Here is a 21,227-nt window from a genome sequence, read left to right on the forward strand (position 1 = left end):
GGAGAATTATTAAAGTTAGTGTAACAATCGCTGAACAAATAAAGCTTCAGCAGTTGTTACACTAAAAATGGTTAGTTAAACGCGTATTTAAACGTCACTGACGTTGTGCGGCCATTAATGGCACGCGCGCGAATAATATTGTTATCAGGTATTGAGCCTTCTTCTGCTTCAGTAATACCTACCGTATCGAATAGGTTATTTACGTTTAGCGCAATATTAAGGTTTTCTGATAAATCGTAGCTTACAAAGCCATTTACTTGAGTGTAACCATCAAATTTAAGATCGTTATTATCTTGAGCATAGGCATCGGTAGTACCAATAAAGCTAAGGCCTGCAGAGCCTTTTTCATATGTGTAACGTGCCATTAATGAGTAAATTAAATCAGCTTGGCGACGAGGTGTATTACCAACCACTTCAGGGGTCAGCGCATCTTTTGCAATTTCAGCGTCTGTCCACGTTAAATTACCACGAAAGTCCCATGCATCAATAAAGTAGGTTGATTCAACCTCAATCCCTTTTGCTTCATATTCGCGGTCGAAAAAGGTTTGTGATGTGGCCTCAAAGTTTTGCTCTTCAGTCTCAGCATAAAATGCCGTGGCAAAAACTGACAGTGAATCAAAGCGCTTTTTAATACCAAACTCATACTGGTTTACTTCATCAACGGCATCTTCATCGGCTACTGAGCCATCAGCGCGAACTTTACCAAATAAAAGTCGGTCAGCATTAGCGCGACCGCCTTTACTCAATCGAGCAAACGTTGCAAGGCTTGAGTCAATTTGGTAATTGGCACCAATTGAATATGATGCATAATCCCAGTCGTAATTAACAGGGCTGGCATTTGCAAGGTCAATACCTGCTACATTTTGTTCAGGAACAGAAATCACACCGTCGCGATTCATATCAACGGTTGAGGTAACCGCGCCTGCATAGTTACCACGTGCTTCACCGCTGTCATAACGGGCACTAGCATCAATACTTACGTCACCCACCTTAGTTGAAAATGCAATATAGGGTGCACGAGTGTCGTATTCTGTGTCGTAATCACGTTGGCAACAGTTACCCCAAAAAGGCGTGCCATAAGCGTATAAGCCATTTTCAGAGAATTCAGTCCCATCAGCGGCTGTTACATTTAGTAGCGCAGCGTTATCACCTTTAAGCTCCATTAGGTAGGAATTCCATAACCACGACATGGCAATATTTTGGGTTGACGTATAATAGCCAAAAGTAACACTAGTATCATCGCTTAGCGATTTAGTTAGTTTGAAGTCGTTAACAATTGAGTCAAAGTCGTTCATGGTTACGTCAAACGTATGAATACGCATGGCTAAATCATCGTTAAATGCAGCACCTGTGGTCGCATTACTAAGCGTTGCACCCACACCTCCAATACTTTGTGCTATAGCTGATGCATCGCCAACTTCAGCGGGGATCAACGAATTAAAATTACCGCTTATAGATGATTTACGAAAACGGTTTTCAATACGCCAGTCGTTGTCTAAATCAAATACCGCTTCAAAGCCAATTGAGTCAACTTGCGGATTCATACCATCGCGAATATCGCCGTTGCTTATTTGATTTTCGCCGTTTAAGCGCACTGTTTTAGTAAATAATGCAGAATGCGGGGTATCTGATTGTGCGTCAAACCCAGGAATTGAGTCACCATTTGCATACATTGGCATAGGTAAGTAGCCAACACTTTTATCATCTAAATGTTTGTAATAAAGACGCACGTATCCATTTTCAAAATCTTTGGTCAGGTTGGCTTTAATTTGCCCACCTTTATTTGATGTGTAACCTGTTTCACGCGGGCCTTCACCTTGACGCACAAAACCACCAACATGAAAGCGTACAGTGTCATTTAAATAAGTGCCATATTCAAAGTCTGTTCGAATAGTATCGTAATCTAGACCAAGTGTAGTTGATACGCTGCCCGATTCGTTTTCGCCATTTTTTGAAATGAAATTAATTATGCCACCCGGTGCATTACTGGCTGCGGTAGAGGCTGAACCACCGCGAATAGATTCAATGGTTTGCACTGTATTATCTAAGCGCATAAAAATATCAGCATTACCAAATGCAATGTCGCCATATTGTAAAACAGGCAAGCCATCCTCTTGGAGCTGTAAAAATTTAGCACCACCAGAGGCAACCGGTAAACCACGTACTGCAATGTTGGCGTTACCTTCACCGCCGGTTGATTCTGAACGAACCCCGGGAATAATTCTAAATGCCTCAGCGGTAGAGCGAGGCGTAGACACCTCAACTTGCTCAAGCGACACACTGCTCACAGAAGAACTTGACGCCATTATTGTTGTGCGGCGGGGTACACCGGTAACAACAATTGTTTCGAGTCCTTTGTTGGCTTGCGCTTGTGTATTTTGCTCTTGTTGTTGTGCATTAACGCCTTGGCTAACGGCGAGCGCTAAAGCACTGATCAAATATAAAGGTGTGTTGTGTGTTGTCATGTGAACGCCTCGTTTTAAACCCAAAGGGAAGTTGTTATTTTTACTTAATCGATTAAGTAAAAATAACAAAGTTTTTACAATAAGCAAATTATTTTGTTAATTATTTGCTGTTTTTTTATTCAGATATTGATTTTTAATATGTTTTTATAGCATTAAAGTTGTTTATTTACTCAGCGACTAGGTTGTTTTGCTCTAATGCAGTTGCTGATGGGTCACGAATATAATTAAATAACATAGCTAAAAATAATATGACTGCAAAACCCGTGGCTAAATAAAATCCGTAGCGCACGTGTCCAAAGTAATCACTTATCATACCCATAAATAAAGGTGCTAAGGCGGCTGACAGTGCGGTAAAAAATAATATAACACCGGCTACTGCGCCGTGTTGCTGCACAGGAAAACACGATATTCCCTTAGAATTTAAAGTAGGGTAGACCATCGACATAAATAAACCTGAAAGAGGTAATAAAGCCACTGCCCAGTCAACTCCGCCATAAAGAGTGCCAACGTAACACAGCGCAATGCCAAAGCTTAAGTAAGCCATAACCCCTTGCCAGCTAAACCTATTAAGTAACCATACCGCAATAAAACGCCCTGCAGCACGTAACACAAAAAAGATTGTGAGTGCGTAAGTGGCCAGCAGCGGCCATGAGCCGGTATAATCTTTTAGTAGGGTAGGCATCCACACGTATATGGCGACTTCGGTGGCAACATATAAAGCAATTGCAAGTGAAAAACCCAGTGCATAAGGGTTTTTAACCATTTTCATAGTCGTTTCTAGTGAGGCTGGCTTATCTGTATTTTTTACCACAGCAGGGTAATCGGCACGCCAAGCAAGCAATGCCAAAATTAAACACATAATGCCAGCAATGATGTAAAGGTAAGTCCAGCTTACATTTTGAACCAGCAGCACGCCAACTAAAGCAGGGCCAACAATGGCACCAATGCCAAAAAAGCCTTCTACTTTATTCATGGTTTTGGTGTGCTCTTCGTAGCTATTAGAAATATCACCTAAAAGCGCCAATGCACCGGTTTTAAATAAACCAATGGCGAGGCCAATACAGCACAGTAAAAAAACAAAAAATATAAAGCTGCTACTAATCGCAAACAAAAAACAACTTGCAGAGAATATTAATAATCCAAGCATAATCGTTTTTTTACGGCCAAGACTATCGGCTAAAAAGCCTAGAAATAATCCACTTATTGCAATCATGGCCATAGGCGCATAATGAAACGCACTGGCTTGGGTCATACTTAAACCAAAATCGCTTATGAGTTCGGGAATGATCATGCCAACGGCGTCAGAGGTCATGGCAAACATAAAAAACATCATGTATGTGAGCCAACGAATTTGTTGCAACGGATCGCTGCTTACGTGTGTGTGTGATTTTGTCATTTGCTTTTCCTCGTTAAATGCTTGGTAACACACATTAAGTTGTCAGTAACTTATTGTAGTATTAATCGAGCCACGATATTTGTATGTAAAATATTTAAAAATTACTTGTAAATTCTCACTTGCTAGTTAAAGATATATCTTAATCGATTAAGTTTCAACTTGGTAATCACACATGATGAAGAATAAAGTTCAATTGATCACATATGCTGATCGAATCACCGGTAAAGATATAAACGCATTAACAGCACTTCTAAAGGGTCCACTTAAAGACGTTTTTGCAGGAGTACACTTATTACCATTTTATAACCCAATAGATGGTAGCGATGCAGGTTTTGACCCAATTGATCACAGTGAAGTTGATGCCCGAATAGGAACTTGGTCAGATATTCAAGCACTTGGAAAAGACCATGATTTAATGGCCGACTTAATAGTGAACCATGTATCGGCGCAATCGTTTCAATTTCAGGATGTGCTGGCCAAAGGCAAAGCCTCTGAATTTTGGGATTTATTTTTAACTAAAGAAGACGTATTCCCTAATGGCATGAGCAACCAAGAACAACAAGCCATTTACCGTCCACGGCCTGGAAGCTGTTTTACACCAATGAAATGCGGTGATGGTCAAACGTATGATTTTTGGACCACCTTTACCGACAACCAAATTGATATAAATGTAAAAGTAGAAGCGGGCATTGCCTATTTAAATAACGTACTTACTAAATTTTCTGCTAACAACGTAAACATTATTCGTTTAGATGCAGCGGGTTACGCCATTAAGCAAGCAGGTACTAACTGTTTTATGCTCGATGAAACCTTTGCTTATTTAGATAAACTCTCAAAGCAGGCAAATGATTTAGGCATGGAAACCATTGCTGAAATTCATAGCCATTATCAAACTCAAGTTGACGTGGCTAAGCGCGTAAACATGGTGTACGACTTTGCCCTACCCCCGCTTATTTTACATAGCTTATTTAATAATGACGTAGACGCACTGCTTAAGTGGCTACAAATTTCACCGCGTAACTGTTTAACGGTACTAGACACCCATGATGGTATTGGCATTATTGATGCGGGCCCAATGGGCGATAAGCCAGGGCTGTTAAACGCATCTCAAATAGATAATTTAGTAGAAACCATGCATACCAACAGCAATAACCAGAGCCGTAAAGCAACAGGTGCAGCTGCAAGTAACGTCGACCTATATCAAGTTAACTGTACGTATTACGATGCATTGGGCGCAAATGATTTTGATTACTTATTATCTCGCGCCATTCAATTTTTTGCACCGGGTGTACCACAGGTATATTACGGTGGTTTATTTGCTTGTAAAAATGATATGGAGCTTCTGGCGAGTACGAACGTTGGTCGTGATATTAATCGCCCTTATCTAGATGCCGCTAAAATAGATGAAGCGCTAAATAAGCCGGTAGTAAAAGGATTAATAGCATTAATTAAAATACGTAATGAGCATCCTGCATTTGCTGGTGAATTTACTGCTCAAGGTGGCGCAAGTGTATGTTGTTTAATGTGGAAGCTTGAGCAACAATCAATTTCTCTAAGCGTTGACTTTGCTAGCCGTACTGCACTTATCACGCAGGTTAATGGTGCTCAAGAAAACACTTTAAACTTACAAAGTTTATTAGTTTAAATAGCTTTATTTGTTGAAAACCAAAAAGCCAAGCAACTTAAGCTTGGCTTTTTTATCTGCGTTACTAACAGCGCTCAGCTACTTGCACCAATATCGAGAGCGTAACCTACTTCATGTTGTTTTTCTTCTTTAGAAATAAATAAGTTAGCAGCTATTACACCTTTTTCTTGGCTATTTTGATGAATCGTCGTAAGGCGAGGCATAAAACGGGCTGCTTCTTCTATGCCATCAAACCCAACAATACGTAGCTCACTCCCTATTTTTATACCTTGTTTTATTGCTTCTCGCATGGTGGCGAGGGCGATTAAATCACTCATACATATAATCACATCAGGGCGTGGTGAGGCGTTTAATACTTCTTTTGCAGCTATGCTGGCAAAACGTTCGCTACTTTCAGGAATATTCCAAATGCGGTCGTCGGCTACCGTTACATTCGCTTCATTTAACGCACGCTGATAACCTCGTAAGCGTTGGTGAGAAATAGATTGACCCGTTTCAAATTCATGGTGTTCGTAAACTCGGCACAATACATTTTCATCGAGTAATCTCAAGCCTAATATTGCCACGTTATCAGTTGCACTGTGCAAAACATGTTTGGCTATTTCGTAACTGGCTTGCTCGTTGTTTATATTAATTGAGGCGTTGCGGGCAATATCAAAATCCACAGTGACCACATGTTTTTGTACAGTTTTTAGTTGTTCTACCAGTGCTTTATTTCGTGGGCGCCCATAACAAATAAAGCCATCAACAAAATCAACAACGTTATTGAGATTGTCGCTATTGCCTGAAAACAATAAAACATTAATGCCGTTTTTTTCAAGCACTGAGGTTACACCACGCATAAAGCTACTGGCGACAGGGTCTGACACCATATATTCCACGCTATCTGGTAGCACTAAAGCAACAATATTAAACGTGCCACTTCGCAGAGATTGCGCCGCTTTATTAGGGCCATAATAACCGAGCTCTTTGCAAGCTTTAAGTATGGCTTCGCGTCGTTTAGCCGAGAGTTGATCAGGGCGATTAAACGCATTTGATACCGTAGCATTAGACACACCTAACTCTTTGGCGATACTTTTTAATGTCCAGCGGGTGGGTTTACTCATCAGCGACTCATTACTACTTAGCAGGGAATTAGTAAATTAACATATTAGGCTGTTTAATATAACAAAAACTATTGTGTTGCGTTAATGTCGACACGCTTTAGGTGCAATCCCGAAGGTTTGTTTAAACAAGCGGCTAAAGTGGCTGGCGCTATTAAAACCAAGGTCGTAGCACACTTTACTTATAGCTTGGCCTTCTAATAAAAGCGTGCGGGCTTTTTTAAGCCTAAGTTGTTGCTGCCAAAGCGCAGGGCTGGTGCCAAAAGCGAGTTTAAATTGCTGGTAAAACTTACTACGACTCATACAAGTTATTTTGCACAATGTGTCTATGTCGAGTGTGTCGCTTAAATGCTCTTCAATGTATTGCAGTGCATCACTCACGTTACTTTTTAGACGCAGTTTATCGCAGTTGGCCATTAATAAATCGCGGCTTTGTTGTTGCAGTAAACGGGTGATCAATTCGTTTAACGATAAATCAATTAGGTAGTGTCGCTCGGCGCCTTGCTCACTGAATAAATGCACCATTCGCTCTAATAACTGCTGAGTTTGCGCATTATGTTGGGTATGCACTAAATTAGGGCTGTATTCAAATAAGGCATCACTAGCAAAGTTTTGCTGCATATTAAGCGCATTAGCCACATTGGTTATTTTATCGGTGCTGATTTCAATCGCTAAACAGGTGGTAGGTGAGTTGATAGTTGCCTGTGGAAAATCAATCAGCACCCCTTGCTCGGGCGCTAATACAAACGATTCGTGGGGTAAAAACGCTTTATGATAATGACTATTCTCAACATGCATAATTTTCTTGCCACTGAGCATGGCACAAAACAGTAATTCGTTTGAATGCAGCGCCACTTTTTGCGCACTTTTATAAGTATCATAAATACTCAGCTCGCTGTTATCGGCAGCAAAGCTCACTTTGTTTTCAATAAGTACATCAAGTTGTTGGCGTTTTTTATTTAACTGCGACGAATGCATAATCAGCCTTTTTAATGATTAAATCGTTTGGACTCACAGACAATTTTTTTGGACTGCTAATCAAGTTTTTAAGCGCTTAATAGTCTAATGTCAATCAATACCGATTAAATATAAAGCAACTTGCTACATTACCCTAACAAGTTGCTGGTATTTCGGCTTAGACTTTTAGCTAACAACAAGAGAACACACATATGATTTACGCAAATCCAGGCTCAGCAGACGCACTCATCACATTTAAACAGCAGTATGGTAACTATATTGGCGGCGAGTGGGTTGAACCCGTTAATGGTCAATACTTTGAGAATATTAGCCCTGTAAATGGCAAAGTGTTTTGTAAAATTCCTCGCTCTGATAAAGACGATATTAATTTGGCACTTGATAAAGCCCATGCCGTAAAAACGCAGTGGGGCACCACCTCAGTTACCGAGCGCAGTAATATTTTATTAAAAATTGCCGATCGCATTGAACAAAATCTAGAGCTACTTGCAGTGGCCGAAACATGGGATAACGGTAAAGCCATTCGCGAAACCCTTGCCGCTGATATTCCACTTGCTGCGGACCACTTTCGTTACTTTGCCGGTTGCTTGCGTGCTCAAGATGGCAGTATTGGTGAAATAGACGAAACTACGGTGGCGTATCATTTTCATGAGCCATTAGGCGTTGTAGGGCAAATTATTCCGTGGAACTTTCCAATTTTAATGGCTGCATGGAAACTAGCGCCTGCACTTGCAGCTGGTAACTGTGTGGTACTTAAGCCTGCTGAGCAAACACCCGCCTCAATTTTAGTGTTAATGGAAATTATTGGTGATTTACTGCCCGGCGGCGTGTTAAACGTAGTAAATGGCTTTGGTAAAGAAGCCGGTGAAGCTCTGGCAACTAATACGCGTATAGCTAAAATTGCCTTTACAGGCTCAACCCCTGTAGGTTCACATATTTTAAAATGTGCAGCCGATAACATTATTCCTTCAACGGTAGAGCTTGGGGGAAAATCACCTAATATCTTCTTTAACGATGTTATGGAAAAAGACGACTCATACCTAGACAAAGCAATTGAGGGCGCTATTCTTGCCTACTTTAACCAAGGTGAAGTATGTACTTGTCCATCTCGCTTGTTCATTCAAGAAGATATTTATGAGCAATTCATAGAGCGCATTTTAAAACGTACCAAGCAAATTAAACGCGGCAACCCGCTAGATAGCGAAACTATGGTAGGTGCGCAAGCCTCTAAAGCACAGTTTGATAAGATTTTAAGTTATATTGATATTGGCAAACAAGAAGGTGCTGAAGTACTCAGTGGTGGCCATGTTGAGCAACTTAGCGATGAGCTCAATGGTGGATATTACATTCAACCTACTTTATTGAAAGGCACTAATGATATGCGCGTGTTCCAAGAAGAAATTTTTGGCCCCGTTATTTCAATGTCGACCTTTAAAGATGAAGCCGAAGCGCTCGAATTGGCTAACAGCTCAGAATTTGGTTTAGGCGCAGGGGTATGGAGCCGTAATATGAACCGCGCTTATCACTTTGGTCGCAAAATAGAAGCCGGCCGTGTATGGACCAACTGTTACCATATGTACCCAGCTCATGCAGCATTTGGCGGTTATAAAAAGTCTGGGATAGGCCGCGAAACTCACAAACTCGCGCTCGATCATTACCAACAAACTAAAAACTTATTAGTAAGCTACAGCGAAGATCCGCTTGGCTTCTTTTAACAACGCGTTTTAGTTTAAACAAACAATCTATAAGTAATGAAAGCGCTGCATTGTTGTAGCGCTTTGTTTTTTTAAAACTAATACCGATAGCATTTGATTAGTGGTTAATTATAATGATAAAGAAATGATTATTAATGAGGCGAAATAAAACCTCAGTGAATTATGCACAAAGAAGATAATGAGGCGCTGGGTTGAAAAAGTAGATTAAAGGTTCTAGCTCAGGGCTGTTATGACTAGGTTTCAGGCTGTTTGTACAAGCTCACAGCTCGTCACTCGAAGCCGGCTCATTTTCTCCTCTGTGTTCAAAAAGGCTTTAATGAATTAATCACAAAAAGGATTATGGTGATGTTTGAAACGATTGCGATTTATTCAGGGTTAATAGCCACATTTTGGATATTCATTGGTGTTTATGTAGCAAGTCGGTTTTATGAAGGTTACAGTCATTCTAAACAATTTTGTAGTGAATTAGGTGCAACGGGAAGCCCAACTGAAAAACTGTCACCGCTAATTAATAATTATCCTTTAGGTTTTCTATTTTGCTTTTTTGGCTGGTATTTGGCGCAATTGGCTAATGTTTCTATATTGGTTAATATTGCTGGTTGGTTAGTTATAGTGCATGGTATTGGTACTTGGGTTGCGGGTTATTTTCCTATGGATGCTGACCCATTTACTAAACATCCAACTTTTAGCTGCAAGGCACATTCTTGGGCTGGTTTTATTATGTTACTTTCGCTGGTTGTAGCACCAATATTAATAGCTACTGGTCCAACTACAGAAGTTATATCTCTATACTTTCGTGTTTTTTCAACTGTTTCTGTTATCGCTACAGTTTATTATCTGTTTGCTATGGCTAAAGCGGTTAAGCTTCAAAGTAACCCAGGTACCTATCAACGTATCTCTTATGGTATCCAATTAAGTTGGTTAAGTGTTTTTTCAATAGTGTTAATGTAATTTTAAACTAATTTAAATTGTCTCCAATAATTTAGAGACATAACTCACTAACGACTATGATTGATTTCAGCTTATTATTTGGCGTCACAACTCAAGGAAGGCTCATGAATATAAACCACACTAAATTCCGTTTTATTTTACTAAAAGGTGTTCTAGGCTGGGGAGTTCCTACAGCTATTTTATTTCAATTAATCATGCACCTTACAGGTGAGCAAGATTTTTTTAATGGAATCATTTCATCTTTAATAATATTTCCTTTAGTAGGCATATTATTTGGGTACCTTATGTGGCATTCGGAACATAAAAAGAACTAAATAACTGAGAGACCTACCTTAATTACTTGGTTTTTTGAAAGTTTTTAGCTGTAATTACAAGGAGGTTTGAGTGAAAATTTGTGAAACCCAAAGGTTGCTTATTCGGCAGTTTTCAATTGATGATGTGCCGGCATTAAGTAAAATCCTTAGTGACGATGAGGTGATGAAATACTCAATTCGTGGCGTATGCGATGAAGCTGCAACTCGTGATTTTATAAAGTGGTGTTTACAATGCTACGATTCATACGGTTTGGGCCCATGGGCACTAATAGATAAAAACAGTGATTTACTCATTGGATTTTGTGGTATTTCCCCACAAAGCGTCGCGGGTAACGAAGAGCCTAATTTAGGGTATCGATTAGCGGTCGATTTTTGGAATAAAGGCTTAGCCTGCGAAGCAGCTAAAGGTGTTTTAAAGTATGTGTTTACGCAAACTACTCACCAATCGGTCGTTGTTATTATTGAACCTGAGCATATTGCGTCATTGAAAGTAGCAAAGAAAATTGGCTTTACAGATTATAGCAATCATGAATTTCACGGTCGTGCCGTACAGTTATACCGATTAACTAAGGCGCAGTGGAGTGAATCATTTTTTAATAATGCTATGTAGGTAGTAAAGCTCAAAATAGTTAACGTTTATTTGTCAAAAAGGAAATTTTTTAATGGATATAGATTCTCATCTAGTACAACTTGAAAAAAACAACCGAAAGTTATTTAGTGGATTTCATTATTTGGGACTTACGTTAGCGATGGCTGTAATTGTTTTATTGTTAATGTTTTATTTCAGCCCATTGATAGGGCTTGCTTGCTCTGGTTTTGCTGCTTTCTTTTTAAACTTCTTCTATTCACAGTATACCTTTAGAAAACTCAACGCCCGCATAACACTACTGCAAACCAAAATTGAACAAACCTCTAAGTAAGCTGTTGTTCTAAATTTAAAGCCAGTTCATTTTAAATGTTACTTATTGCTAGCGGCTTTTATTGTTGCTAAGTTGTTGTTGTAAAAAAATTTGCTGATACTTATTGGATTTAAGATATTTTTAGTTGCACCAAATGAGTTTACAGTAATTATATAGCCTAATTTAAAATGGATTTTCATGAACATAAAAACAAAAATAGTTAGCCGTACTTTATTGAGCGCTTTATTAATTTCGCCTACCTTGAGCATGGCCGAATTATCGTTTACTCCTAAAACCCCAGAGCAATGGCGCAGTGTTACTGAGCGAGATATTGAAGCTGCTTACAGCATATCGGCAAAAAATCACCCTGGTATGTTTGATGTTAACAACCCAGCCTTTCCTGAGTTATTAAAGCAAGCAAAAGCAGAAGCGCTTACTCTGTCTAAGCAAGCGATTGGGCCGCAGGCGCATGCAGCGGCAATTGCACGTTTTAGCACGGTGTTACAAGATGGTCATGCTGGTGCGTTTTCAAGCATCGACAGGCCTGCGCGTCGCTGGCCCGGCTTTAGTGCTTTATGGCGAGGTGATGCGCTAAAAGTGTATTACAGTGAAATTAGCACTATTAAAAAAGGGGATATTGTAAGCCAATGTGATGGGCAAAGTACTGAAGCTTTGATGCGCAAAAGAGTGTTTACATTTCATGGGCAAGTTGCTCAACCAGGGCATTGGTGGCAGCAAGGTTGGCGGTTACTAACGGATGTAGGGAATCCATTTTTAGTCCCCCTAAAAGAATGCGAGTTTGTTAAACCCAATGGCAATACCCATAAACAGGTTTTAAATTGGTCTGTAAGGCCTAAATCAGTCAGTAAGCATTTAGAAAATGCCTACAATGGTGATGAACTTCCCATTGATTTAATCTGGCCTGAAAAAAACATTGCGTGGATTGCTATGCCTAGCTTTTCAGTAAATGATAAACAAGCAGCTGACTACAAAAAAGTGTTTGAAAAAATAAAACAGCAGCGTAGCAAGCTACTTACAGCAAAAGCCGTGGTATTAGACTTGCGCCATAACCAAGGTGGTTCATCTTATTGGAGCTCACAAATAGCCAAAGAATTATGGGGCAAAAAAGTAGTAGAACAAAAAACAGCTGGTACTACTCAAAACGAACAAGTGTGGTGGAGAGCGTCAAAAGACAATACCAACTATGTTAAATCGTTAATTGATGTGGTAAAAGATCAACCTGAATTTCATGAACTGATTAAAGAAATAGCAGCAGGTATGGCTTTATCACTTAAAAGTGGTGATCCATTTTATGTAGAACGAGAGACTAATACGCTAAATAACCTACCAGAAGAGCCGTTAGTGAGTGACTTTAAAACTAAGGTGTTTGTTATAGTGCCGCCGCAATGCGCTAGTGCTTGTTTAGATGCGCTAGATAAGTTTAAGCTTTTTGAAAATACCACGTTGTTTGGTGCACCCAGTAGCGCAGACTCGCTGTATATGGAGGTACGTTTAGCCGATTTACCTTCAGGCTTAGGTAAAGTGATAGTTCCTAATAAAGTGTATGTTAATAGAGCAAGAGGAAAGGGCGATTACTACAAACCTGATATTGCCTATAACGATATTGATTGGACAACCGATAAGCTATTAGAAAAAATTAAACTGTTATAAAAAAAGCCGCTTGTTGTAACAAGCGGCTTAACTTTCTAACTAGGGGATAATTTAAAACGTATAACGGGCGCCAATTGCGTAGCGTGGACCATACTGGCGAGCAAATAAGAACTGCTCTTCGTAACGGCCATACCCTTGCTCGGTTTCATTATTAAGGTTAATACCTTCAAAGAATACCGTCACATTTTCATTAACGTCATAATTTACGCTCATATCCCATTGACCATATGATTTGGCGTATTGTGGTGGTGCATCAGCAGAGCCTTGCGCTTGGCCTACACCAATTAAATATGCATCACGCCAAGCGTAAGTTACTTTTACAGATAAACCTTCTTTTTCGTAAAACGCTTGGAAGTTAGCTGAATCACTTAATCCTGTTAATGGAGCTTGTTGGTCTAGGCTGTCTGTATCAAATTCAACATCGCCGTCAACAAACGTTGCATTTACACCGACCCCAAAGCCTGTCTCACCAATTAAGTGTTGTACTGCTACTTCAAAACCATCGACTGATTTACTATCGGTATTTTGTGGTTGGCTAATATTCCAAGTAATAAGTGGATCATTACTATTTGGTTCAATTTGGCCGTTTGCATTGCCATCACCATTAGCAAGCATTTGTGCAAAGATAGCATCGCTTGTTGCTTGATCACCACGAGCTTCAATATCACTAACCGCTTGTAAATAGCGTGGGCCATTTAAAATATCATGTAAGCCTTCAATGGTGGTTGGAGTAATGGTGGTTTGAATAAAGTTATCAACGTCCTTTTTAAAGTAACCTACTGATGCATAGCTGCCTTCTGAATAGTAATACTCTAATGATAGGTCAAGGTTTGTTGATTCAAATGGCAGTAACCCTGTATTACCTTGGCTACCTACTCGTGCCCCCGGTTTTGGACTGCCTGTAAGGCTACGACCACCGGCTAAATCGCCCAATGGCGCGCGCGACATAGTTTTACCCCATGATACGCGAGCAACTAAGTCATCGGTTACGTCAACACTTAGGTCGATTGATGGTAGTAAAATATCGTAACTTCCTTCTTGAACTAAGAAGTTGTCATCGCCGCCAGCTTCATATTGAGTGATCCACTCTGAAGCACTTATCCAATTTACTTGTTGCTCAACGCGTTGACGAACAGAGCTACTTACATCGGTTTCTTCATAACGAAGACCTGCATTTACTTTTATGTAGTAATTGCTAACTTCAAATTCCCAACGTGATTGAACATAAATACTGTTGGTAATTTCTTCAACAGCGCTTTGACTGTCAATACCATCAAGATAGGCATTAGGCGCATAGGCATCGCCACCGGTTACATCAGCAGTAAGGTATGCCATTTGTCTTGCTACAGCTTCATCAAAATCAAAGCTATAATAATAGTTAGGTTGTAAATTGTTACCACCACCAGCAAATTGGTCTAATAGTCCTGAAGTGTTATTAAGGGTAAACATACCATCAGGGAATATCTCGGTGTAAGAAGGGTTAAAACCAGGGCCGCCAACTAAGCCACTCCATGCTTCATAACCACCGGTATTTTGTTCTGTACGCGAACCACCAAACTTCACTTCAATTAAACCAATGTCAAAACTATCGTTTATCCATGTTGTATGTAATTGCAGCTGCTCAATATTTGATTCTCCAGGTGAATGAATAAACTGGCTAAAGTTTGAATCAATTTCACCAGGGCTTAATACGCTAGTACCGTTTTTCCAGTTAACTTGCGCATGTGGAATTTCACCAGTGCGGTAATCATAAATTTTATTTACAAGCTGATCAGAACCTAAAATAACTTGCCCATCACTACCCAGACCTTTGTCTGCGCCGTTATCTGTCTCGTTTTTAGAGTCGTGGTAGTCAAGCTCAACTTGCCATGTTTCATTAATTTGCCAATCTAAATTTAAGCCAATAGAACGAGCCTTAACTTCAGTGGTATTTTTACTAGAGGTAAATGATGCATCGTTACCACTTATATCTGCATAAATAGCTGTGCCATTCTCGTCTAACTCGTAGCCGTTAATGTTACTACCAAAGTCGTTCCAAATACCCCAGCCGAGAGTTTCTGAGCCTGTTGTAGCCTCACTTGCTGTATAATCAAGGGTTGCTACAAAATTATCTGTGGGTGCAAATTGCAGTGTGATTTGCCCATTAGTACGCTCGCGTTGTAAATCTTCAATTGCGTAGTTCATGTCTTTTGTAAAAAAGTGATTACCTACACGATTTCCTTGCGCATCTACTGCGCGTGGATCAATAAAATCACCTTCAGCAAGAGTAGGTAGGTCTACATTTGCTTGCCAACCTTGAATATTGGCGCTTTGCTTTTGAAAGTCGCGTTCTTGATGCGAAAAAGAAAAACCAATACCAAACATTTCATCGCTAAAGGTATTACTATAAATAGCCGATACTTCCGGAGTTACATCGCTACCCGCTTCATTTGATGAATCATGAATAGCTTTAGCTGTTGCCGAAAAATGCTGGCCAGGTCTTTGTAAAGGTCGAGTTGTTGAAATGTTAACCGTCGCACCTAAGCCACCACTGGGCACATCAGCACGAGCAGTTTTAAATACTTCTAAGGCACTAACACCTTCTGAGGCAATGTTTTCCAGATTATACGAACGTGAGTTACCCGTTCCAGGCATTTGGCGACCATTAAGTGTTACCAAATTAAATGAAGGGCCAAAACCACGTACGGTAATTTGGCTTCCTTCGCCGTTTGCACGACTCACCGACACACCCGTAATACGTTGCAGTGACTCTGCTAAGTTAGTATCAGGAAATTTACCCATTTCTTCAGCAGAAATAGCATCGACTACCCCTGATGCATCGCGTTTCATATCCATAGAGCGGATAAGTGAACCGCGAATACCTTTAACTTGTATTACTTCAATTTCAGGTTCCACAGTATTTTGTTCTGCTGCATGGGCGATATTCAGCGTGCTTGCAGCGATGATAAGTGACACAGAAGCCGCTAGTGGGCTTTTTTTAAACTTATTTGTGTTCATAATTGCTCTGCTTTTACTTAATTTATTACGGTAAGTAGGTACTTGTAATTCACTACCTACCACTGAATTAGGGATTACGGGTTAGCGATAATCACGTTGTCTATACGGTAAACAGCGCCTTCACCTGTCCCCCACGCTGGAAACATCATAAGTACATTGATATCGCTAATGTCTAAACCGGCAGCAAACAGTGACTGTAATGTAAATGTGTAGGTTTGCCATTGGCCATTAACGGGTACTTCCCCCTCAACGCTTTGTGAAAGAGGAAGCTCTACCGCTGTTGCTGCGCCTGTTGACTCAATTTTAAATGTCCATACAGCGTCAGGATTATTTGGCGGGGTTACCACTTTCATTTCAAACTGCACAACGCCATTAGCTAGTATTGCTGATGCATCGAAAGAGATGCCGTCGTCGGCTAAAAAGCCCATTACCGTTGGCGCAGAGCCAATAACAAATTCAGCTACAGTACCGTGATCAGCATCGTCAATTTCTTCTGTTGGGGTAGAGCCGCCACAACAGTCCCAAATGCTCCACATATCTGCGGCAGTATTTTGGAAAATAGTGATTTCATCGCCTGCTGATGCACTAGGATCGTACATCTTAGCGTTATCAACACGGTAAACCGCACCTTCACCTGTGCCCCATGCTGGGAATATCATTACTACGTCAATGGCACTTACATCTAAACCTGCGCCCGCTAAGTCAGCGAATGTAAAGGTGTAAGTTTTCCACTCACCTACAATAGGTGCATCGCCAGCATCTGTTAATGGTAATTCTACCGCGGTATCACCCTCATTAGATTCTATTTTCATTAACCAAGTGGCATCTGGGTTATTTGGGTTTGACATCACTTTCACATCAAACTGTAGTAAACCATTTTCTAAAATGCTGGTTGCATCAAATGGAGTACCGCTACCACCAGCAGATGAACGAGTACTAAAGCCCATTACAGTGGGGGCTTCGCCAATAGTGAATTCTGCGGTTAAGCCGTGTCCTGCATCGTCCATAACTTCTGTTGGAGTAGAGCCGCCACAACAATCCCACATCGGCCAATCTAAGTTTTGTCCATCTGTAAATAAGTCTACTGATGGTGATTCACCTACATCGCCCTCAATAGCCACGTTGGTAATTAAATATTTAGCGCCTTCGCCAGTTTGCCATGCTGGGAATACCATTAATACATCAATGGCACTTAAATCTAAGCCTCTTTCTTGTAGTAGAGAAAGCGGAAATGTATAGGTTTGCCATTGGCCTGTAACCGGTGTTACGCCTTCAACACTATCGCTAAGCGCTACATCGCCTGTATTAGGTCCGCCATCACCCGCTTCGGCTTTTAATAGCCAAGTTGTCGAAGATGTTGGCGGCGTTACTACTTTCATATCAAAAGTTAATCGACCATTTAGATCAAGAAGGAGTGATGCGTCAAATGGAGATGAGGTGCCGGTAAAATCATCTGGGAAGTGACCACCACGAGTTGAAAAACCTAAAACAGTACCGTTATTATCGTTAATGTTAAACTTAATAGCGTCACCTTTTTCAGCATCGGTTATAGTTTCTGGTGTGGTTCCACCACAACAATCCCATGCGATCCAGTTGGCGTTTAATGTGCCATTGAATATATCAAGGTTTCTTGCAATGCCATCACTTGGTGGAGTAGGTACAGGGGCTTTACCTTCAACAAGTGCATCATCTAGGCTATCGTAACCTGGGCGCACAGTTTCACAACCTTTACCTGTGTCAGTATTTGCAGCGCATTGATAAACCCGTACGTAATCAACCTCAAAGCTTTGACCTTCTGCAAATGCTGCAGCGTCAACACCTAAGTTGTTTACATTTTCAGGCCAGTCACCACCAACGGCGTTATTTAAAATAAGGTAAAAATCTTTATCAAATGGGGCATTATCCCAGTGAGTGGTAAGTTCGCCATTACCTTGTTCAAAGTATTCAGCAAACCAGCCTTTATGTTTAAGGCCAACAGCCTCATCTTTAGAGTTGTAACGAACTTCAGAGCGACGTTGTGTGGCATATAAGTAGCCATCTACGTACCAGCGAATTTCGCCTTCTTGCCATTCAATAGCGTAGGTGTGGAAGTCATCTGCGGGATTCATTCCCTCAGGCAGAGTATAAGCTTTGCCTGAGCTTGAGTTATTTGGCCACTCGCGACCATAGTGAAGTGTGCCATGAATATTTGCTTCAACGGTGCCATCTTCAGCGACTGTTTTTAAATTTACCGCTTCTAAAATATCAATTTCGCCAGAGCGCGGCCAAGTGCCATATACTTCGTCGGTTGGCATCATCCAAAATGCAGGCCAGCTACCTTGACCTGACGGTAGTTTTGCACGCATTTCAAAGCGACCATAAGTAAAGTCAGCGTTGTAACGGGTATTTAAACGGGCTGACGTGTATGGTTTTTCTGCACCTTCTTCAGCAGGTAGGGCGACTATATTTAGTACACCGTCTTTAATAAAGGCATTTTGTTCACTGTCGGTGTAACATTGTTTTTCGTTATTACCACCGCCGGCGCAGTTTAATTCAAAGTTCCACTTATTTGTATCAATGCTTGTGCCATCAAATTCATCACTCCAAACCATTTGCCAATCTGAAACTGGCTGGGCAGGATCTACTTTTTCAAAATTGGATGTTGTCGCAGCATCGCCGCCACAGCCAGCCAAAGACGCTAATGATATAGCAGCCAAAAGGCGAGTAATGCGTGTTGTTTCAATGTTCATAACTGAACCCCGTTCAACTGATTATTGTCAGAATATAGTGTATTTGTTGATTTTGTCATTTTGTAAGCGCTTACATTTTTATGTGTGGTAAATGTAAGCGCTTACAAATGATATGGGGGATTTCAAATTTGGTCAAGAATTTGTTTATTTAATTTACAATTGGTTTACTTTAAATAAGCTGCTTTTGTTAATGTAGCAGCTCAAAAGCTTAGATAATGTAACAAACTAAGCTGAAATAGGCCCATTTCTCTGCTTAGTTTAGGCTAGTTGCTACTTTTTAAATGGTAACGTTAACAAATACCACAAGGACGCGTTTTGTTTTGGGTCGGGATATTGGGCTAAGCCGATGTTTAGTTTATTATCTGATAATGTGGCGCTGGTTTTGTAGCTGCCAAAAAGTCTATCCCACCAAGTTACGCTAAAGCCAAAGTTACTATTTGTTTCTTCGGGATTTTGGCTATGATGAATACGATGCAGTATTTGAGTCATTAAGATAAGCCGAAGTGGTTTTTCTATTGCATTGTGTAAACGTATATTGGCGTGGTTAAATAGCGCTAATCCATTAAGTGCAATTTCAAATATTAATACTGCAATAGCAGGTACACCCAAAGCGGTAACGGCAATCAATTTTATAAGTATGCTGAGTACAATTTCGATAGGGTGAAAACGCAAACCTGTGCTGGTATCTACATGCGCATCGGCGTGGTGCACACGATGCAAACGCCACAAAATTGGCACGTTATGAAATAACCTATGCTGCCAATATATAAGTATATCAAGCAGTAGCATGCTTAAAATAATAGCAACACTACTTGGTGTGGCTATTTGATTAAATAAACCGATACCGTGCTCTTGGTTATAAAGCGCTACGGCAGTTAAGCCTATGGGTACACTTAAGCGAGCAATTAGTGATGAAGCAAACACCAGTCCAAAATTAGCGAACCATCGGGTGTTACTTTTTATAGGCGATTTACGCGCAGGCATACGCGATTCTAGCAGCATCATAATAACCAAAATGCTAAAAAAGAACCCTAAACGCCACCAAATTTCATTACTCATTGGCTTGTGTAACCTCATCAGCTTCTCGGAGTTTTAACGTGTTATATCCTCCATGTATACGTGTAAAAATAGTAATAGCGCACGCAGTGGCAAAAATACTCGCCATTATGGCAAAGTGCTGCGGCCAAATACAAAAGGCAATAAATAGCGCTATGGTTTCTGTGCCTTCGGTTAAACCATTTAAATAGTAAAAACTTTTGTATTTAAACTGGGGTTTTTCGAGCTTAAATTTTTCGGCGGCTATGGCAAAGGCTAAAAAGCTTGAGCCTGTGCCTATAAAGGTGGCCAGTAATACGCTACCTGCAATGGCGTTTTGCTCGGGGTTTACCAAAATAAAGCCAAGCGGAATTGCCGCGTAAAATAAAAAATCGAGGGTAATATCTAAAAAACCGCCAGCGCTTGAACTTAAATTTGCATGGCGTGCCAATGCGCCATCTAGCCCATCTAAAATACGATTTAAAGCAATAGCCGTTAACGCTGCGTACCACATTTCATACGCAATTAATGGCACTGCTAATAGCCCTATTAAAAAGCCTGCCACAGTAAGTTGGTCGGGCGTTATGCCGCGCTTGTGCATTAACGCTACAACGGGGGTTAACAGTGGCTTTATTATTGGGGTGATGTATTTGTCTAACATGCTTGGTGCCTTGTACTTTTTGTGCGTTTATTTGGCTAAATTTAAGGTGATCAGTTTGCCGTTTGCGGCCTCTGCATCGCTATGATCGTGGGTTACCATAATAGCGGGCAATTTATGCTCGCGTATTTGGCTAAATACTAGCTCGCGCGTATCTACTCTTAATTGGGTGTCGAGCTTGCTAAAGGGCTCATCAAGTAAAATAGCTTTTGGCTCGCTTAATAGCATACGCAATAAAGCAACGCGGGCTTGTTGTCCACCAGAGAGGTTGTCGGGGTGGCGATTAGCCATGCCTTTTAATCCTACCTGTTCAAGGGCGTGCTCTATTTTTTCAAGGCGCCGTTTTTTATTGCCTTTAGGCATAGCAAAGGCAATGTTACCGCTTACCGATAAATGCGAAAATAATAACGCATCTTGATAAAGCACGCCTATGTGGCGTAAATGTGCGGGTAAGTTATTAATGTTTTTACCGTTAAGCCACACTTCGCCGTTTGCGCTAAAACCACTGGGTAATGTACCCGTAAGCCAATTTAAAAAGCTTGATTTACCACTGCCTGATGGCCCCATAATAGTGAGTATTTCGCCGCCTTTTACCTGCTCGTTTAAGCTTAGTAATTGCTCGTGTTGACGATAAAGCTCACAATTTTTAATCTCTAAAGATGACTGCATTAAAA

At 40.6% G+C, this 21,227-nt stretch carries 16 protein-coding genes; 7 read left to right on the top strand and 9 right to left on the bottom strand.

Going from position 1 to position 21,227, the window contains the following annotated elements; translation table 11 throughout:
- Positions 1 to 71 precede the first annotated feature (71 nt).
- Both AC0L7Q_RS18740 and AC0L7Q_RS18745 read right to left on the bottom strand, forming a co-directional pair.
- Positions 72 to 2,465 (bottom strand): TonB-dependent receptor, encoded by a 2,394-nt coding sequence (locus AC0L7Q_RS18740; RefSeq protein ID WP_413402980.1) that lies wholly within the window; start codon positions 2,463 to 2,465, stop codon positions 72 to 74.
- A gap of 166 nt (positions 2,466 to 2,631) precedes the next feature.
- Positions 2,632 to 3,861, bottom strand: coding sequence for an MFS transporter (locus AC0L7Q_RS18745; RefSeq protein ID WP_413402982.1), 1,230 nt, complete (start codon positions 3,859 to 3,861; stop codon positions 2,632 to 2,634).
- Positions 3,862 to 4,033: 172 nt separating this feature from the next.
- Between AC0L7Q_RS18745 and gtfA the strand changes: the two genes are divergently transcribed.
- Positions 4,034 to 5,506, top strand: coding sequence for a sucrose phosphorylase (gene gtfA, locus AC0L7Q_RS18750; RefSeq protein ID WP_413402984.1), 1,473 nt, complete (start codon positions 4,034 to 4,036; stop codon positions 5,504 to 5,506).
- A 74-nt stretch (positions 5,507 to 5,580) separates the two neighbouring features.
- Here gtfA and AC0L7Q_RS18755 read toward each other — a convergent pair whose 3' ends face one another.
- Both AC0L7Q_RS18755 and AC0L7Q_RS18760 read right to left on the bottom strand, forming a co-directional pair.
- The gene (locus tag AC0L7Q_RS18755) at positions 5,581 to 6,612 is read right to left on the bottom strand and encodes a LacI family DNA-binding transcriptional regulator (protein ID WP_413402986.1); all 1,032 of its coding nucleotides are present in this window, start codon (positions 6,610 to 6,612) and stop codon (positions 5,581 to 5,583) included.
- 81 nt (positions 6,613 to 6,693) lie between these two features.
- On the bottom strand, positions 6,694 to 7,587 hold the full coding sequence (locus tag AC0L7Q_RS18760) for an AraC family transcriptional regulator (RefSeq protein WP_409425710.1): 894 nt from the start codon (positions 7,585 to 7,587) through the stop codon (positions 6,694 to 6,696).
- 191 nt (positions 7,588 to 7,778) lie between these two features.
- Here AC0L7Q_RS18760 and exaC point away from each other — a divergent pair, with 191 nt between their 5' ends.
- From exaC to AC0L7Q_RS18790, 6 genes are all read left to right on the top strand, one after another.
- Positions 7,779 to 9,299, top strand: a complete 1,521-nt coding sequence (gene exaC, locus AC0L7Q_RS18765) for an acetaldehyde dehydrogenase ExaC (protein WP_409425711.1) — start codon at positions 7,779 to 7,781, stop codon at positions 9,297 to 9,299.
- Positions 9,300 to 9,644: 345 nt separating this feature from the next.
- Positions 9,645 to 10,250, top strand: a complete 606-nt coding sequence (locus tag AC0L7Q_RS18770) for a DUF998 domain-containing protein (RefSeq protein ID WP_409425712.1) — start codon at positions 9,645 to 9,647, stop codon at positions 10,248 to 10,250.
- A gap of 104 nt (positions 10,251 to 10,354) precedes the next feature.
- On the top strand, positions 10,355 to 10,564 hold the full coding sequence (locus AC0L7Q_RS18775) for a hypothetical protein (RefSeq protein ID WP_409425713.1): 210 nt from the start codon (positions 10,355 to 10,357) through the stop codon (positions 10,562 to 10,564).
- 70 nt (positions 10,565 to 10,634) lie between these two features.
- The gene (locus AC0L7Q_RS18780) at positions 10,635 to 11,174 is read left to right on the top strand and encodes a GNAT family N-acetyltransferase (protein WP_409425714.1); all 540 of its coding nucleotides are present in this window, start codon (positions 10,635 to 10,637) and stop codon (positions 11,172 to 11,174) included.
- 52 nt (positions 11,175 to 11,226) lie between these two features.
- Complete coding sequence (locus AC0L7Q_RS18785; protein ID WP_409425715.1) at positions 11,227 to 11,484, top strand: hypothetical protein; 258 nt, start codon at positions 11,227 to 11,229, stop codon at positions 11,482 to 11,484.
- A gap of 177 nt (positions 11,485 to 11,661) precedes the next feature.
- Entirely contained in the window at positions 11,662 to 13,134 is a 1,473-nt protein-coding gene (locus AC0L7Q_RS18790) for a S41 family peptidase (protein WP_409425716.1), read from the top strand.
- Positions 13,135 to 13,185: 51 nt separating this feature from the next.
- On the opposite strand, the gene AC0L7Q_RS18795 is transcribed toward AC0L7Q_RS18790, so the two are convergent.
- The 5 genes from AC0L7Q_RS18795 to AC0L7Q_RS18815 form a co-directional block, all read right to left on the bottom strand.
- Positions 13,186 to 16,131, bottom strand: a complete 2,946-nt coding sequence (locus tag AC0L7Q_RS18795) for a TonB-dependent receptor (RefSeq protein WP_413402989.1) — start codon at positions 16,129 to 16,131, stop codon at positions 13,186 to 13,188.
- Between the two features lie 74 nt (positions 16,132 to 16,205).
- Entirely contained in the window at positions 16,206 to 18,860 is a 2,655-nt protein-coding gene (locus AC0L7Q_RS18800) for a family 16 glycosylhydrolase (RefSeq protein WP_413402991.1), read from the bottom strand.
- A gap of 270 nt (positions 18,861 to 19,130) precedes the next feature.
- The gene (locus AC0L7Q_RS18805; protein WP_178956896.1) at positions 19,131 to 19,919 is read right to left on the bottom strand and encodes a sterol desaturase family protein; all 789 of its coding nucleotides are present in this window, start codon (positions 19,917 to 19,919) and stop codon (positions 19,131 to 19,133) included.
- Entirely contained in the window at positions 19,912 to 20,556 is a 645-nt protein-coding gene (locus tag AC0L7Q_RS18810; RefSeq protein ID WP_413402993.1) for a CDP-alcohol phosphatidyltransferase family protein, read from the bottom strand. Before AC0L7Q_RS18810 ends, AC0L7Q_RS18805 begins: the two co-directional genes overlap by 8 nt.
- A 27-nt stretch (positions 20,557 to 20,583) precedes the next feature.
- Entirely contained in the window at positions 20,584 to 21,222 is a 639-nt protein-coding gene (locus AC0L7Q_RS18815; protein WP_178956894.1) for an ATP-binding cassette domain-containing protein, read from the bottom strand.
- Positions 21,223 to 21,227 lie beyond the last annotated feature (5 nt).

The organism is Pseudoalteromonas sp. KJ63-1 (genome assembly GCF_055808145.1).